General features: G+C 67.0%; 14 protein-coding genes. 10 read left to right on the forward strand and 4 right to left on the reverse strand.

Annotated elements, in window-relative coordinates:
• From G3O06_RS33010 to G3O06_RS33020, 3 genes are all read right to left on the reverse strand, one after another.
• A partial coding sequence (locus G3O06_RS33010) for a PhaM family polyhydroxyalkanoate granule multifunctional regulatory protein (RefSeq protein WP_346779567.1) occupies window positions 1-425 on the reverse strand: 425 nt, incomplete at its 3' end.
• An 88-nt stretch (window positions 426-513) separates the two neighbouring features.
• Window positions 514-1,341, reverse strand: a complete 828-nt coding sequence (locus tag G3O06_RS33015) for an enoyl-CoA hydratase/isomerase family protein (protein ID WP_085042695.1) — start codon at window positions 1,339-1,341, stop codon at window positions 514-516.
• A gap of 137 nt (window positions 1,342-1,478) precedes the next feature.
• The gene (locus tag G3O06_RS33020) at window positions 1,479-2,471 is read right to left on the reverse strand and encodes a fumarylacetoacetate hydrolase family protein (protein ID WP_205818713.1); all 993 of its coding nucleotides are present in this window, start codon (window positions 2,469-2,471) and stop codon (window positions 1,479-1,481) included.
• 155 nt (window positions 2,472-2,626) lie between these two features.
• On the opposite strand from G3O06_RS33020, the gene G3O06_RS33025 reads away from it, so the two are divergent.
• The 6 genes from G3O06_RS33025 to G3O06_RS33050 all read left to right on the forward strand — a co-directional run bounded on the left by G3O06_RS33025 (window position 2,627) and on the right by G3O06_RS33050 (window position 10,217).
• A complete protein-coding gene (locus G3O06_RS33025; RefSeq protein WP_174989063.1) occupies window positions 2,627-3,493 on the forward strand; it encodes an IclR family transcriptional regulator in 867 nt (288 codons plus the stop codon).
• 114 nt (window positions 3,494-3,607) lie between these two features.
• Window positions 3,608-4,900, forward strand: coding sequence for a DUF3108 domain-containing protein (locus tag G3O06_RS33030; protein WP_205818714.1), 1,293 nt, complete (start codon window positions 3,608-3,610; stop codon window positions 4,898-4,900).
• 254 nt (window positions 4,901-5,154) lie between these two features.
• Window positions 5,155-5,412 carry a DUF3567 domain-containing protein gene (locus G3O06_RS33035; protein ID WP_006477667.1) on the forward strand — a complete coding sequence of 86 codons (258 nt, stop codon included), beginning with the start codon at window positions 5,155-5,157 and terminating at the stop codon, window positions 5,410-5,412.
• A 201-nt stretch (window positions 5,413-5,613) separates the two neighbouring features.
• Window positions 5,614-6,681: a homocysteine S-methyltransferase family protein gene (locus G3O06_RS33040; RefSeq protein ID WP_205818715.1), complete on the forward strand. Its 1,068-nt coding sequence runs from the start codon at window positions 5,614-5,616 to the stop codon at window positions 6,679-6,681.
• Window positions 6,682-6,723: 42 nt separating this feature from the next.
• Window positions 6,724-9,441, forward strand: a complete 2,718-nt coding sequence (gene metH, locus G3O06_RS33045) for a methionine synthase (RefSeq protein ID WP_175000484.1) — start codon at window positions 6,724-6,726, stop codon at window positions 9,439-9,441.
• Window positions 9,442-9,629: 188 nt separating this feature from the next.
• On the forward strand, window positions 9,630-10,217 hold the full coding sequence (locus G3O06_RS33050; protein ID WP_205818716.1) for a hypothetical protein: 588 nt from the start codon (window positions 9,630-9,632) through the stop codon (window positions 10,215-10,217).
• Between the two features lie 305 nt (window positions 10,218-10,522).
• Here the strand turns inward: G3O06_RS33050 and G3O06_RS33055 are convergent, their stop codons facing one another.
• Window positions 10,523-10,846 carry a DUF1840 domain-containing protein gene (locus G3O06_RS33055; protein WP_011353361.1) on the reverse strand — a complete coding sequence of 108 codons (324 nt, stop codon included), beginning with the start codon at window positions 10,844-10,846 and terminating at the stop codon, window positions 10,523-10,525.
• 200 nt (window positions 10,847-11,046) lie between these two features.
• Between G3O06_RS33055 and argS the strand changes: the two genes are divergently transcribed.
• From argS to G3O06_RS33075, 4 genes are all read left to right on the forward strand, one after another.
• Window positions 11,047-12,828: an arginine--tRNA ligase gene (gene argS / locus G3O06_RS33060; protein WP_205818717.1), complete on the forward strand. Its 1,782-nt coding sequence runs from the start codon at window positions 11,047-11,049 to the stop codon at window positions 12,826-12,828.
• Window positions 12,829-12,934: 106 nt separating this feature from the next.
• Window positions 12,935-13,873: an SPOR domain-containing protein gene (locus tag G3O06_RS33065; protein ID WP_205818718.1), complete on the forward strand. Its 939-nt coding sequence runs from the start codon at window positions 12,935-12,937 to the stop codon at window positions 13,871-13,873.
• A gap of 69 nt (window positions 13,874-13,942) precedes the next feature.
• Complete coding sequence (locus G3O06_RS33070) at window positions 13,943-14,581, forward strand: thiol:disulfide interchange protein DsbA/DsbL (protein WP_205818719.1); 639 nt, start codon at window positions 13,943-13,945, stop codon at window positions 14,579-14,581.
• A 19-nt stretch (window positions 14,582-14,600) separates the two neighbouring features.
• On the forward strand, window positions 14,601-15,374 hold the full coding sequence (locus G3O06_RS33075; protein WP_205818720.1) for an SDR family oxidoreductase: 774 nt from the start codon (window positions 14,601-14,603) through the stop codon (window positions 15,372-15,374).
• Window positions 15,375-15,693 lie beyond the last annotated feature (319 nt).

Below are 15,693 nucleotides of genomic sequence, written 5' to 3' on the forward strand. Positions count from 1 at the left end.
TCGTTCGGCGATGCGTCGCCCGACGCGTGTTTCGCCGCGTGCGCGGCCGCGACGGCCGCTTCCTCGGCCGCCGACATCGAGCTTTGCGCGAACGCGCCGAACGCACGCAGCGTCGCGAGCGTCGCGCGCTGCACCTCGAGCGCCTGGATCGCGGACTGCAGCATTCCGAGATTGAGCTTCAGCCACTGCTCGACGGCGCGCAGATCGGTGATCCGCTTGTCGAGCTCCTCGACGCTCGTGAGCGGCGCCATCATGTCGGACATGCTCGACAGCGACGGCGGCAGCCCTTGCGTGGCGCCAGGAAACGACGTCATCCCGCCGAACGGCGACATCCGCATCATGTCCCACATGCGGTCCATCATGTCGGCGGGCTTGAAGCCGGCAAAGCCGGCGAAAGGGTTGGAGCCGGAGGCATCGGTGGTCATACGGGCATCCTGGTTGACTGGGTGAGAGCGAGGCGGCCGCCATGCGTCGCGCGAGCCGCGCCTGGATCGATCATAGCGCCGGCGCGTGTCAGAACGGCGCGTCGCCGGGAAACTCGGGCGGGCGCCGCTCGCGCAGCGAGCGGATGCCCTCCTGCACGTCGGGCCCGGCAAACCCCATGAATTCGAGCGCAAGCGACGTATCGAAGGTCGGCCCGGCCGTGCGCAGCCAGTTGTTCAATGCGTACTTGGTCCAGCGAATCGCCGACTGCGAACCGTGCGCGAGCCGCTCGGCCACTTCGTAGGCCTTCGGCAGCAGGTCGGCCGGCTCGACCGCGAGCGATACCAGCCCGATCCGCTCGGCCTCCTCGCCGCTCACGGGCTCGCACAGCATCAGGTAGTACTTCGCCTTCGCCATCCCGCACAGCAGCGGCCACACGATCGCCGCGTGATCGCCGGCCGCGACGCCGAGCCGCGTGTGGCCGTCGATGATGCGCGCATCCTTCGCGGCGATCGATATATCGGCGAGCAGCCCGGCGACGAGCCCCGCGCCGACGGCCGGGCCATGCATCGCCGAGACGATCGGCTTGCTGCAGTTGATCACGTTGTAGACAAGGTCGCGCGCCTCGCGCCACACGCGGGCGCGCACGTCGAAGTCGTTCGCCATGTCCTCGACGAGCGCGAGGTCGCCGCCCGCCGAGAAGCCCTTGCCTTCGCCGCGGATCACCGCGACACGCGTGTCGGGATCGCGGTCGACGTCGCGCCAGATGTCGGCGAGCTCGCGATGCATGCGTGCGTTCGCGGTCGCGAGGCCGCTGCGGTTCGCGCCCTCGCCGCTCATCACGATGTCGAGCACGCCATGATCGCGGCGCGTCACTTTCAGTGCTTCGTAACCGCCGTACGCGGCGAGATTGGCCATGCGCTGCTCCTTGCTCGAGGTTCTCGAACCCCTGAATCGAGTGTAGCCAAGCCCGCGCGGGCAAACATCAGGCGAAACCCGGCGCGCGGGCCGTGCCCGGGTTTCGCGAAAGCGGAGCGCTGCGTGCTCCGCGTGACTTACGCCGCGCCGTCGGGCGGCGCGACCGACTGCTCGATCGCGCCGAAGATCGACTTGCCGGCCGTGTCGAACATCTCGATGCGCACGGTATCGCCGTAGCGCATGAACTCGGTTTGCGGCGCGCCGTGCTCGATCGTCTCGAGGCAGCGCTTCTCGGCGATGCAGCAGTAGCCGCGCTTCGCGTCCTTGTTCGACACCGTGCCCGAGCCGACGATCGAGCCGGCGCGCAGGTTGCGCGTCTTCGCCGCATGCGCAACGAGCTGGCCGAAGTGGAACACCATGTCGGTGCCCGCATCGGGCTGGCCGACCTTCTTGCCGTTCCAGTGGACGATCATCGGCCGGTGCACACGGCCTTCGCGCCATTCGTCGCCAAGCTCGTCGGGCGTCACGGCGACCGGCGCGAACGCGGTGGCCGGCTTGCTCTGGAAGAAGCCGAAACCCTTCGCGAGCTCGGCCGGGATCAGGTTGCGCAGCGAGACATCGTTCACGATCGTGACGAGCCGCACCGCCTTCAGCGCTTCGTCGGGCGTCGCGCTCATCCGCACGTCGCCGGTGATCACCGCGACTTCCGCCTCGAAATCGATGCCCCATTCCTCGGACGGGCACACGACGTCGTCGCGGGCCCCAAGGAAATCGTCGCTACCCCCCTGGTACATCAGCGGGTCGGTCCAGAATTCGGGCGGCATCTCCGCGCCGCGCGCGCGGCGCACGAGCTCGACGTGGTTCACGTACGCGGAACCGTCGGCCCACTGGAACGCGCGCGGCAGCGGCGCCATGCAGTTGGCCGGATCGAACGCGAAGGCATTGCGCGCGCGGCCATGGTTCAGCGCGTCGTACAGGTCGCGCAGCTGCGGCGCGTAGAACGCCCAGTCGTCGAGGACGCGCTGCAGCGTCGGCGCGATCGCGTCGGCGATCGCCGCGGTGTGCAGGTCGCGCGACACGACGATCAGCTGGCCGTCGCGCGTGCCGTCCTTCAGCGAAGCAAGTTTCATAAGGGGGACTCTGCCGTTGTAGTGACGATGGAGGGAATCTATTTTACGATGGTGAATCCCTGCGGCGCGCCGCGATTATGCGCGCCGTTTTCGCCCCGATTTTTCGGCCCGATTTTCAGACCGATCCCTGCCGCATTTTCGCGCACCTGCCGCCCATGCCTGCCAGCCCGCTTCCCGACGACGATCTCGCCGACTCCGACACCGACGACGCCGCTTCCGGCGAGAACGGCGAGAAGGTCCGTTCCGGCATCCAGTCGATCGAGGTCGGCTTCCGCCTGCTCGACGTGCTGACGAGCGAGCCGCGCGCGATGATGTTGCGCGACCTCGCGCAACGAGCGGGAATGAGTCCCGCGAAGGCGCACCGTTACCTGGTCAGCTTCTCGCGGCTCGGCGTGGTGTCGCAGGATCCCGTCTCGGGCCGCTACGAGCTCGGCGGCTTCGCGCTGCAGATGGGGCTCGCGCGGCTCGCGCGCGTCGACGGCGTGAAGCTCGCGCGGATCGCGCTGACCGAATTCCGCGACCGCCTCGACCAGACGGTAGGCATCGCCGTGTGGGGCAACCAGGGGCCGACGATCGTGCACTGGATGGAATCGAGCCACCCGGCGAAGGCGTCGCTGAAGCTCGGCGACGTGATGCCGCTGCTCGGCTCCGCGACGGGGCTGCTGTTCGCCGCGTACCTGCCGCGCAGCAAGACCGCCGCGATGCTCGAGCGCGAACTCGCCGATACGCGCCGCTCGCCGCACCACGGCGGCCCGCGCACGCTCGACGAGGTCGACACGGTGCTCGCCGACGTGCGCAAGCACGAGGCCGCGCGCGTCGAGGGGATGCTGCTGCCGACGATCCACGCGTTCTGCATGCCCGTGTTCGATGCGGTCGGCGAACTCGCGCTCGCGATCGTCGCGCTCGGCCAGGAAGGCTCGTTCGACATTGCATGGGGCGGCGAGATCGACACCGCGCTGCGCGCATACGCGCAGAAACTGTCTTACGAACTCGGCTATAGTCCGGACGCGCGCGACGCCTGACGCATCCGGTACCCGCCACGTCACGCAGCGCGAACGCGCGGCGCATTCGACAGTCCGATTCCTGTGGCGTGCGCCGCGCGCCCGACGTCATGCGAGCGCCCCGATCCTGTTCCGATGCCCATGCAGCCTGCCGACACCCGCCCGAGTCACGCTTTGCCCCGCCACTGGCTGCGCGTGGGCATTGCGCTCGTCATCGTGCTGGTGCTGCACGCGCTCGCCGCGTTCTGGTTGATGCGCAACCGCGACGCGTTCACGCCGCCCGCGCCCGCCGAAGTCCCCGTGCAGATCGAGCTGCTGAAACCGCAACCGATCGAGCGCCAGCCCGCGCCGCCCGCGCCGACGCCCGTCGAGCAGCCGGCCGCGCCCGCACCGGCTACCCCGAAGGCCGCCGCACCGAAACCCGCGCCTGAGCCTGTCCTGACGTCGACGCAGACGGCCGAACACGGCGAGCCGCCGGCCGCCGCGTCCGCGGCGAGCGGCGTGCCGGACGCGTCGGGCGCACATGCCGCGTCGGCCGCCGGCGCCGCCAGTGCCGCGACGCCGGGCCCCGCGACGAACGGCGTGAAGTTCACCGCGCCGCCCTCCGGCGACTTGCAGTACGACACGTTCTACAACGGCATGCAGAACATGATCGGCACGATCCACTGGCGCACCGACGGGCGCACCTACGACCTGTCGGTGTCGATGCCCGTGCCGTTCGTCGGCCCGTTCACCTATCGCAGCGAAGGCCGCATCGACGCGTTCGGCGTCGCGCCCGACCGCTACGTCGAGAAGCGCGGCAAGCGGCCGGAAGACATCGCGATCTTCAACCGCGAGATCCGGCAGGTCGTGTTCACGCGCACGCCGAACAACGCGCCACTGCCGGACGGCATACAGGATCGCTTCAGCATGCTGATGCAGCTGTCGGGGCTCGTGCGCGGCAATCCGTCGGCGTACAAGCCGGGCGTCACGCAGCAGTTCTTCGTGATCGACAACAACAGCGGCGAAACCTGGCCGATCACCGTGATCGGCGACGAGCAGGTGCAGACGCAGGCCGGCATCATCGGCGCACGGCACTTCATGCGCCTGCCGCGGCGCGACGGCGACACGCGCCGCATCGACATGTGGCTCGCGCCGTCGCTCGGCTGGCTGCCCGCACGGCTCGTGCAGTCCGAACCGAACGGCGCGCAGATCGAGCTGTTGTGGCATGGCCGGCTCGCGGCGCCGGGCGCCCCGTCCGACGAAGAGCCGGCGGGCGCCACCACGCATGCGCCCGCCGGTACACCGACGCCCGATACATCGGGCGCACCGACCACGGAACCGGCACAACCCGCGCCGCCGGCCACCGTGCAACCGCCGGCACAACCGGCTGCAGTACCGGCTGCACCGCCCGCGTCACCGCCTGTCACATTGCCTGTCACACAGTGAACTCGCGCGCGAACGCACGCGATTCGGCAATTTCGACCGATTACAGATTTCCGTGAAATGGCCGATGACACTCTTTAACAACTATTTCAGTCCACCGGCAGACAATGGGAAACGTTTCATAGACATCGGCTTCTAACCGATACACCCCACGCAAACGGGAACGGGGTGTGCAGCGCAAGCCCCTTGAAACCGGCAAGGCTTGCCCCACCTAGGGGACAACAAGGCCAGATGCCACTGCGAAGAGGAGTGCCGCCATGCAAATGATCTACAACAGCCCCAACTACTGCGTCGTCGAATTCGCGCCGCAGGCCGGCCACCACCTGATGAATGCCGGCGGATACGAAATCGTCGACAAGAACGCGCAGCGCGAAATCTTCATCGACGGCGAACTTGCCGAACGATTCCGCGCGCACGTGAAGCAACTGATCGAGGATGAGCCGTCGCTCGACGAAGTGGACGAATTCCTCGGACAATTCGACAGCCTGATGATGATGCCGGTCGTGCTGCACTGACGACCCGCGGCCCGGCGCCTCGCGCGGCCGGGCCATTCGCCGCGCATCGATGCGGCGCCGCGAGCACTCCGATCATGCCCCCGTCCGGTTCGCCGGCGGGGGTTTTCATTTGGCGGGCCGCCCGGCACGGCGCAAGGCCGGGCGGCGCCCATGCGCACCGGCTACAATGACGGTTTTCCCGTCTTCGCCGGTCTTTCGCCCATGTCTGCGACTCCTCTCGCCGCTTCCGTCCCGCTCGACGCGCCCTACACGCGCGGCGCCGCTCTGCCCGCGCTGCTGAAATCGCGCATCCTGATCCTCGACGGCGCGATGGGCACGATGATCCAGCGCTACAAGCTCGACGAAGCCGCGTATCGCGGCGAGCGCTTCAAGGATTTCCAGCGCGACATCAAGGGCAACAACGAACTGCTGTCGATCACGCAGCCGCAGATCATCCGCGAGATCCACGACCAGTACTTCGCGGCCGGCGCCGACATCGTCGAGACCAACACGTTCGGCGCGACCACCGTCGCGCAGGCCGACTACGAGATGGAAGATCTCGTCGTCGAGATGAACATCGAATCGGCGAAACTCGCACGCGAAGCGGCCGAGAAATACGCGACGCCGGAAAAACCGCGCTTCGTCGCGGGCGCGATCGGGCCGACGCCGAAGACGGCCAGCATCTCGCCGGACGTCAACGACCCGGGTGCACGCAACGTCACGTTCGACGAGCTGCGCGCGTCGTACTACCAGCAGGCGAAGGCACTGCTCGACGGCGGCGTCGACCTGTTCCTCGTCGAAACGATCTTCGATACGCTGAACGCAAAAGCCGCACTGTTCGCGCTCGACGAGCTGTTCGAGGACACCGGCGAGCGCCTGCCGATCATGATCTCGGGCACCGTCACCGATGCGTCGGGCCGGATCCTGTCGGGCCAGACGGTCGAGGCGTTCTGGAATTCGCTGCGCCATGCGAAGCCGCTCACGTTCGGCCTGAACTGCGCACTCGGCGCGGCGCTGATGCGCCCGTACATCGCCGAGCTCGCGAAGCTGTGCGACACCTACGTGTCGTGCTACCCGAACGCGGGCCTGCCGAACCCGATGGCCGAGACGGGCTTCGACGAGACGCCGGACGTCACGTCGGGCCTCCTGAAGGAATTCGCGCAGGCCGGGCTCGTGAACCTCGCCGGCGGCTGCTGCGGCACGACGCCCGAACACATCGCCGAGATCGCGAAGGCGCTCGCCGACGTGAAGCCGCGCCGCTGGCCGAACCAGTACAGCGACAACGCCTGACCCGACCGCCCCACGCCCTTCATCACCAGAATTCGCACCGCCATGACCGATCACATGATGCGCCTCGCCGGCCTCGAGCCGTTCAACGTCACGTCCGGGACGCTCTTCATCAACGTCGGTGAGCGCACCAACGTCACCGGCTCGAAGGCGTTCGCACGCATGATCCTCAACGGCCAGTTCGACGAGGCGCTCGCCGTCGCGCGCCAGCAGGTCGAGAACGGCGCGCAGGTGATCGACATCAACATGGACGAGGCGATGCTCGATTCGAAGGCGGCGATGGTGCGCTTCCTGAATCTGATCGCGTCGGAGCCGGACATCGCGCGCGTGCCGATCATGATCGACTCGTCGAAGTGGGAGGTGATCGAGGCGGGCCTCAAGTGCGTGCAGGGCAAGGCGATCGTCAACTCGATCTCGCTGAAGGAAGGCGAGGACGCGTTCCGCCACCACGCGAACCTGATCCGCCGCTACGGCGCGGCGGCCGTCGTGATGGCGTTCGACGAAACCGGCCAGGCAGACACCTACGCGCGCAAGACCGAGATCTGCAAGCGCTCGTACGACTTCCTCGTGAACGAAGTCGGCTTCCCGCCGGAAGACATCATCTTCGACCCGAACATCTTCGCGGTCGCGACCGGCATCGAGGAGCACAACAACTACGCGGTCGACTTCATCGAGGCGACCCGCTGGATCAAGCAGAACCTGCCGTACGCGAAGGTGAGCGGCGGCGTGTCGAACGTGTCGTTCTCGTTCCGCGGCAACGACCCGGTGCGCGAGGCGATCCACACCGTGTTCCTGTACCACGCGATCCAGGCGGGGATGGACATGGGCATCGTCAATGCGGGCCAGCTCGGCGTGTACGCCGATCTCGACGCCGAACTGCGCGAGCGCGTCGAGGACGTGATCCTGAACCGCCGCGACGATTCGACCGACCGCCTGCTCGAAATCGCCGACAAGTTCAAGGCGGGCGGCGCGAAGAAGGAAGAGAACCTCGAGTGGCGCAACCAGCCGGTCGAGAAGCGGCTCTCGCATGCACTCGTGCACGGCATCACGAACTTCATCGTCGAGGATACCGAGGAAGTGCGCGCGAAGATCGCCGCGGCCGGCGGCCGGCCGATCAACGTGATCGAAGGGCCGCTGATGGACGGGATGAACATCGTCGGCGACCTGTTCGGCCAGGGCAAGATGTTCCTGCCGCAGGTGGTGAAATCGGCGCGCGTGATGAAGCAGGCGGTCGCGCACCTGATCCCGTTCATCGAGGAAGAAAAGCGCCTGCTCGCGGAAGCGGGCGGCGACGTGCGCGCGAAGGGCAAGATCGTCATCGCGACGGTGAAGGGCGACGTGCACGACATCGGCAAGAACATCGTGTCGGTCGTGCTCCAGTGCAACAACTTCGAAGTGGTCAACATGGGCGTGATGGTCCCGTGCAACGAGATCCTCGCGAAGGCGAAGGTCGAGGGCGCGGACATCATCGGGCTGTCGGGCCTCATCACGCCGAGCCTCGAGGAAATGGCGTACGTCGCGTCCGAAATGCAGCGCGACGACTACTTCCGCGTGAAGAAGATTCCGCTGCTGATCGGCGGCGCCACGACGTCGCGCGTGCACACGGCCGTGAAGATCGCGCCGCACTACGAAGGCCCGGTCGTCTACGTGCCGGACGCGTCGCGCTCGGTGTCGGTCGCCTCCAGCCTGCTGTCCGACGAAGGCGCGGCGAAGTACCTCGACGAGCTGAAGTCCGACTACGAACGCATCCGCGACCAGCACGCGAATCGCAAGGCGCAGCCGATGGTCACGCTCGCCGAAGCGCGCGCGAACAAGACCAAGGTCGACTGGGCGGGCTACCAGCCGGTGAAGCCGAAGTTCATCGGCCGCCGCGTGTTCAAGAACTACGACCTGAACGAGCTCGCGCAGTACATCGACTGGGGCCCGTTCTTCCAGACCTGGGATCTCGCGGGCCCGTACCCGGCGATCCTGAACGACGAGATCGTCGGCGAATCGGCGCGGCGCGTGTTCTCAGACGCGAAATCGATGCTCGCGCGCCTGATCCAGGGCCGCTGGCTGACCGCGAGCGGCGTGATCTCGCTGCTGCCGGCGAATACCGTCAACGGCGACGACATCGAGATCTACAGCGACGAGTCGCGCTCGGAAGTGCTGCTCACGTGGCGTAACCTGCGCCAGCAGAGCGTGCGTCCGGTGGTCGACGGCGTGATGCGGCCGAACCGCTCGCTCGCCGATTTCATCGCGCCGAAGGAATCGGGCGTCGCCGACTACATCGGGATGTTCGCGGTGACGGCCGGCCTCGGCGTCGACGTGAAGGAAAAGCAGTTCGAAGCCGACCACGACGACTACAGCGCGATCATGCTGAAGGCGCTCGCCGACCGCTTCGCGGAAGCCTTCGCGGAAGCGATGCATGCGCGCGTGCGGCGCGAGCTGTGGGGCTACGCGAGCGGCGAAACGCTCGACAACGATGCGCTGATCGCGGAAAAGTACGCGGGCATCCGCCCGGCGCCCGGCTACCCGGCCTGCCCCGACCACCTCGTGAAGCGCGACATGTTCGACGTGCTGCGCGCGGACGAGATCGGCATGAGCGTGACCGACTCGCTGGCGATGCTGCCGGCCGCGAGCGTGTCGGGCTTCTATCTCGCGCATCCGGACAGCACGTATTTCTCGGTCGGCAAAATCGGGCAGGATCAGCTCGAGGATTATGCGCAGCGCATGGCGCTGTCGCTCGACGACGCGCGCCGCGCGCTTGCGCCGCAGCTCTGATCGATCGAACCGCGGCGCTCCTGCCGCGTCTTGCCGTCACGCGCCCCGTTCACGGGGCGCGTCGTACAACGCACCAATCAATCAGGATACCTAATCTCAATATTGCCCGACCCAGGCCTCAGAAGCCCTTGCCTTCAGGCAAAGGCGCATGGATGGCCCTTCCCTGTTAGCCCGAAATTCGCCCCGCCATGTCGACCTTCGAGATCCGGATCAACGAAACGCCGATCGATGCAGCCAGTCCGTTCCCGCCGACGCGCTACCGCGGAGAAAGCTGGGACCTGAGTCATTTGCGTCCGTTGACGTTCTCGTGCGATCTGGAAACCGGCTTCGGCGTGACGGTTCTGGTCCTGTTCTCCTGTCATTGCTTCACCCGCAGTTTCAAATGGGACCCGCGCACCCGCGACGCCATTCCGGACGACGAGATCTACGATGACGGCCGCGAGACACGGGTGCTTTGCGCGGATCGGTACCACGCGTCGCGAAACCTGTTGCGCGGCGTGATCGTCGGGCTGGCGACGCGCCGGATCGTCGTCGCCGACGAACGGCAGCCCAATTTCGTGACGGTGGAGATGGCCTCGTCGGATGGCGTACAACGGGTGTATGCCGTGTTCTTCGAGGTTTCGAGGGACCGGACCAGAAAACGCCGGCTCATCCTGCGCGTCCAGTCGGCCTATATGCTGGATGGCGGCCTGAACAGGCGCCAGCGGGAAGCCCGGAAGGTGGCGTTGCGCACGTTGCTGCGCGCAAGTCTGGAGGGCCGCAAAATCCGTGCGTAGAAAAACCAACGGCCGCCTTTCGGCAGCCGTCGCATGCGGGATTCTCTTTCCGTCTCTCGACGAAGTACCCACTCCAGGTGGGGCCCGATCGCTCGGGCGGCGCTATGTTTTCGCACCCGCTTTCACATAGTCTTGCGTTGAATTATAAGGAATTTCACCTTTCGGTCAAGGCGAGCCCCGGCCGCCCCAACCTGCTTCAAGCACACCGCCGCCACGCGCATCTTTCATCAGACAAAATAAAAAGCCCGCTCGAAAGCGGGCTTTTTTCTGCCTTTCGATCCTTTCGGACGGCCGGGCAAGCAGGCTCAGAAGCCCCAGTGCACGTCGGCTTCGCCGGCTTTCGCTTCGCGCAGCATCGTGAGGAAGGGGGCGACGCGCTGTGCCAGGCTCGGCGGCACTTCGTGGTGCGCGTGGTCGGCCTCGTCCTCGTGGAAATGGCCGGCGTGCTCGGCGCGCTCCTGCTTCGCCTGCGCGACCGCGCCTTCCAGCTTGGCGATCGCGTGGTCCAGTTCGTCGTGCGTAATCACACCGCGCTCGCCCAGCTGCTTGCCGACGAGACCCAGCACATACACGGCGAAATCCTTCAGCACGTCGAGATCCTGTGCCGCCTTGCTCTTGAACGTAATCATGACAATTCCCTTTTCATCTTGTTGTGCCTGCGCGGCGCGGTTGGGGAACGCCGGCAGACCGGCGCCCGGCCTCGCGGACGCGGGCCGCCTGAGCGGCATATTAGCACCTGTTAAAATTCTGCGATCCCTGAAACGCGCGCTTAAAAAGCGCGCCGGCGGCCCGGCGTTTCCGGCCACCACCAACGAAGCCTTCTACCAGCATGCTGCCAGCACACAAACAGACCCTCGAAGCCCTGCTCGCGGATAGCGTCAAGCAGGTCGCACACGCGCTGAAAGGCGCCGACGCGGCATCCGTCGCCCCCGTCATCACGCTGGAGCGCCCGAAGGTCGCCGCGCACGGCGACGTCGCGTGCAACGTCGCGATGCAGCTCGCGAAGCCGCTCGGCACGAACCCGCGCCAGCTCGCCGAGCAGATCGTCGCCGCCCTCACCGCCCAGCCGGGCGCGCAAGGCCTCGTCGAAGCCGCCGAAATCGCCGGCCCCGGCTTCATCAACCTGCGCCTGTCGGCTGCCGCGAAGCAGGCGGTGATCGCCGCCGTGTTCGACCAGGGCCGCGCGTTCGGCACATCGGATCGCGAGAAAGGCAAGCAAGTGCTGCTCGAATTCGTGTCTGCGAACCCGACCGGCCCGCTGCACGTCGGCCACGGCCGCCAGGCCGCGCTCGGCGACGTGCTCGCGAACGTGATCGCGAGCCAGGGCTACGCGGTGCACCGCGAGTTCTACTACAACGACGCAGGCGTGCAGATCGGCAACCTCGCGATCTCGACGCAGGCGCGCGCACGCGGCCTGAAGCCGGGCGAAGCGGGCTGGCCGGAAGCCGCGTACAACGGCGAATACATCGCCGACATCGCACGCGATTTCCTGAGCGGCGAAACGGTCGCCGCGTCGGACGGCGAGCCGGTCAAGGGCACGGGCGACGTCGAGGATCTCGACGCGATCCGCAAATTCGCGGTCACGTACCTGCGTCGCGAGCAGGACATGGACCTGCAGGCATTCGGCGTGAAGTTCGACCAGTACTACCTCGAGTCGTCGCTGTACAGCGAAGGCCGCGTCGAGAAGACGGTCGACGCGCTGATCAAGGCCGGCATGACCTACGAGCAGGACGGCGCACTGTGGCTGCGCACGACCGACGAAGGCGACGACAAGGATCGCGTGATGCGCAAGTCGGACGGCACGTACACGTACTTCGTGCCGGACGTCGCGTACCACGTGACGAAGTGGGAGCGCGGCTTCACGAAGGTGATCAATATCCAGGGTTCGGACCACCACGGCACGATCGCGCGCGTGCGCGCCGGCCTGCAGGGCCTGCACATCGGGATCCCGAAGGGCTACCCCGACTACGTGCTGCACAAGATGGTCACCGTGATGCGCGACGGCCAGGAAGTGAAGATCTCGAAGCGCGCGGGCAGCTACGTGACGGTGCGCGACCTGATCGAATGGTCGGGTGGCGCGGCGGCGGGCCAGGAAGCGGCGCCCGACCTGATCGACGAAGCGACCATCACGCGCGGCCGTGACGCGGTGCGCTTCTTCCTGATCTCGCGCAAGGCCGATACCGAGTTCGTGTTCGACATCGACCTCGCGCTGAAACAGAACGACGAAAACCCGGTCTACTACGTCCAGTACGCGCATGCGCGGATCTGCTCGGTGCTCAACGAGCTGAAGTCGCGCTACAACGTCGACGTCGCGCAGCTGCCGGGCGCCGACCTGTCGCAGTTGACGAGCGCGCAAGCGGCGTCGCTGATGCAGAAGCTGGCCGAGTACCCGGACATGCTCACGCACGCGGCGAACGAGCTGGCACCGCACGCGGTCGCGTTCTACTTGCGCGACCTCGCTGGCGAATTCCACTCGTTCTACAATGCGGAGCGCGTGCTGGTCGACGACGAAGCACCGCGCAATGCGCGCGCCGCGCTCCTCGCCGCGACCCGGCAGGTGCTCGAGAATGGCCTGGCGGTGCTCGGCGTGTCCGCGCCCGCCAAGATGTAAGGCAGCAAGCGGCCCGAACCGGGCAGCGAATGGCTGCGGCAGGAGCGCCCGTCGTCGGGTGCCCGCCGCGGCCTTTTCACGATTCTTTTTGCAGGTGACTCAAGCAATGGCACAACCACGCCGAACTTCGAAGCAATCGAAACAAGCCGGAGGGACATTTCTTGGAATCGTGCTGGGCCTGATCGTCGGCCTCGCGATCGCCGTGGTGGTGGCGCTCTACATCACGCGTTCCCCGTCGCCGTTCGTGTCGAAGGTCGCGCCGCCGCCGGTCGACAACGGCGCGAGCCAGCCGCAGCAGTTCGACCCGAACCGCGCGCTGCAGGGCAAGACGCCGGGCCAGCCGGTGCCGCAGGCCGCGCAGCCCGCGCCGCCGAACACCGCGCCCGGCCAGGCCGCGAACCAGACCCAGGGCGGCCTGCTGCCCGAGCCGCAGATCGTCGAAGTGCCGCCGCAGGCCAACGGGTCGAGCGGCTCGAACAACACCGGCAGCTCGAACAACACGACCGCGTCGAACAATACGTCGTCGGGCCATACGTCGTCGGGCAATACGTCCTCGGGCAACGGCGTCGCCGTCGCGCCGAAGCCGGCCGACACCACGCCGCCGCCGCCGAAGAAGACGCAGCAAGCCCAGCAGCAACAGCAGCAAGGCGGCGAGGACGACCTCGCCCGCTTCGCCGCGCAGAAGCAGGCGCAGCAAGCCGCCGCGCAAAAGCAGCAGCAACAGCAACTGGCCGCGAACACGCCGAAACCGACCTCGTCGGCCACGGCCGCCGCGGCAGCGAAGCCGCCGACCGCGAATGACGCGAATACCGGCTACTTCCTGCAGGTGGGCGCGTACAAGACGGAAGGCGACGCCGAGCAGCAGCGCGCGCGCCTCGGCTTCCAGGGCTTCGAGTCGAAGGTGTCGAAACGCGATGTCAGCGGCGTGACGTACTTCCGCGTGCGCGTCGGCCCGTTCTCGAAGTTCGAGGATATGAACTCGGCCCGCCAGCGCCTGTCCGATGCAGGTGTCGACACGGCGGTGATCCGCTTCACGAAGCAGTAAGCAACCGGCCGAGCCCACTCAGAACCCGTTACGTCCCGTAACCCGAGCAACTGATTCGACGTTCACAACATGAAAACACTGCTTAGCACGCTCCTTCTGTCCCTGGGCCTGGTCGCCGGCCTCGCACAGGCTTCGCCCGCCGCACCGGTCGCCGGCAAGGACTTCGAGGTGATGAAGTCGCCGCAGCCGGTGTCCGCACCGGCCGGCAAGGTCGAGGTGATCGAGTTCTTCTGGTACGGCTGCCCGCACTGCTACGAATTCGAGCCGACGATCGAAGCCTGGGTGAAGAAGCAGGGCAACAACATCGACTTCAAGCGCGTCCCGGTCGCATTCCGTGACGATTTCGTCCCGCACTCGAAGCTGTTCTACGCGGTGTCCGCGCTCGGCATCTCCGAGAAGGTCACGCCAGCGATCTTCAACGCGATCCACAAGCAGAAGAACTACCTGCTGACGCCGCAGGCGCAGGCCGACTTCCTGGCCACGCAGGGCGTCGACAAGAAGCAGTTCATGGACGCGTACAACTCGTTCAGCGTGCAGGGCGAAGTGAACCAGTCGGCCAAGCTGCTGAAGGACTACGCGATCGACGGCGTGCCGACGGTCGTCGTCCAGGGCAAGTACAAGACGGGCCCTGCTTACGCGAACAGCATCCCGGGTACTGCCCAGGTGCTCGACTTCCTCGTGAAGCAGGTTCAGGACAAGAAGCTCTGATCCCCATCCGCGCGCCGGCATGACTACTCCGCTGAAGGTCTTCATCACCGGCGCATCGAGCGGCCTCGGCCTCGCGATGGCCGAGGAATACGCCCGCCAGGGCGCCACGCTCGCACTCGTCGCGCGACGCACCGATGCCCTCGATGCGTTCGCGCGGCGCTTCCCGAAGCTGTCCATCTCCGTCTATTCCGCCGACGTGCGCGACGCCGACGCGCTCGCGACGGCCGCCGCGTCGTTCATCGCGACGCACGGCTGCCCCGACGTCGTGATCGCGAACGCAGGCATCAGCCAGGGCGCCGTCACGGGCCAGGGCGATCTCCCGACGTTCCGCGACGTGATGGACATCAACTACTACGGGATGGTCGCGACGTTCGAGCCGTTCGTCGGCCCGATGACGGCCACGCGCCACGGCACGCTGGTCGGTGTCGCGAGCGTGGCCGGCGTGCGCGGCCTGCCCGGCTCCGGTGCGTACAGCGCATCGAAATCGGCCGCGATCAAGTACCTCGAATCGCTGCGCGTCGAGCTGCGGCCGGCCGGCGTCGGCGTCGTGACGATCGCGCCCGGCTACATCCGCACGCCGATGACCGCGCACAACCCGTACCGGATGCCGTTCCTGATGGACGCCGACCGCTTCGCCGCACGTGCGGCCCGGGCGATCGCTCAGCAGCACGCGTTCCGCGTGATTCCGTGGCAGATGGGTGTCGTCGCGAAGGTGCTGCACGTGCTGCCGCGCTGGCTGTACGACCGCCTGTTCGAGAAGGCACCGCGCAAACCGAAGGCTGGCGCACACTGACACTCCGGCGAGCGCCGGCCCGCGCGAAGCTTCGCGGGCCGTCTCTCCGCCTCTCCGCCTCTCCGCCTCTCCGCCTCTCCGCCTCTCCGCCTCTCCGCACCGACGCCTGACCGCTTCGCCGCTTCGCCGCTTCGATTCGCGGCACGCCCGCACCGCTCCCGCGCCGTCCCCGACGCCCCGCTGCCCAGCATCCCCGGCGCCAGCTCTCCTCGGCCCGCGACCTCCTCCGCCCCCTGTCGCCCCAACACCCGTTCCGTCGCGAACGCAGTCGTTTTTCGGTCAATTCACCGCGTTCAGGCGCCTTTTTTCACGCGTCACG

This window comes from Burkholderia sp. Ac-20345 (assembly GCF_017104825.1).
GTDB lineage: Bacteria > Pseudomonadota > Gammaproteobacteria > Burkholderiales > Burkholderiaceae > Burkholderia > Burkholderia lata_B.

Coding starts and splice junctions, on each gene's coding strand:
- G3O06_RS33015 (WP_085042695.1), bottom strand. CDS start 1,341: ATGGCCAATCTCGCCGCGTACGGCGGTTACGAAGCACTGAAAGTGACG.
- G3O06_RS33020 (WP_205818713.1), bottom strand. CDS start 2,471: ATGAAACTTGCTTCGCTGAAGGACGGCACGCGCGACGGCCAGCTGATC.
- G3O06_RS33025 (WP_174989063.1), top strand. CDS start 2,627: ATGCCTGCCAGCCCGCTTCCCGACGACGATCTCGCCGACTCCGACACC.
- G3O06_RS33030 (WP_205818714.1), top strand. CDS start 3,608: ATGCCCATGCAGCCTGCCGACACCCGCCCGAGTCACGCTTTGCCCCGC.
- G3O06_RS33035 (WP_006477667.1), top strand. CDS start 5,155: ATGCAAATGATCTACAACAGCCCCAACTACTGCGTCGTCGAATTCGCG.
- G3O06_RS33040 (WP_205818715.1), top strand. CDS start 5,614: ATGTCTGCGACTCCTCTCGCCGCTTCCGTCCCGCTCGACGCGCCCTAC.
- metH (WP_175000484.1), top strand. CDS start 6,724: ATGACCGATCACATGATGCGCCTCGCCGGCCTCGAGCCGTTCAACGTC.
- G3O06_RS33050 (WP_205818716.1), top strand. CDS start 9,630: ATGTCGACCTTCGAGATCCGGATCAACGAAACGCCGATCGATGCAGCC.
- G3O06_RS33055 (WP_011353361.1), bottom strand. CDS start 10,846: ATGATTACGTTCAAGAGCAAGGCGGCACAGGATCTCGACGTGCTGAAG.
- argS (WP_205818717.1), top strand. CDS start 11,047: ATGCTGCCAGCACACAAACAGACCCTCGAAGCCCTGCTCGCGGATAGC.
- G3O06_RS33065 (WP_205818718.1), top strand. CDS start 12,935: ATGGCACAACCACGCCGAACTTCGAAGCAATCGAAACAAGCCGGAGGG.
- G3O06_RS33070 (WP_205818719.1), top strand. CDS start 13,943: ATGAAAACACTGCTTAGCACGCTCCTTCTGTCCCTGGGCCTGGTCGCC.
- G3O06_RS33075 (WP_205818720.1), top strand. CDS start 14,601: ATGACTACTCCGCTGAAGGTCTTCATCACCGGCGCATCGAGCGGCCTC.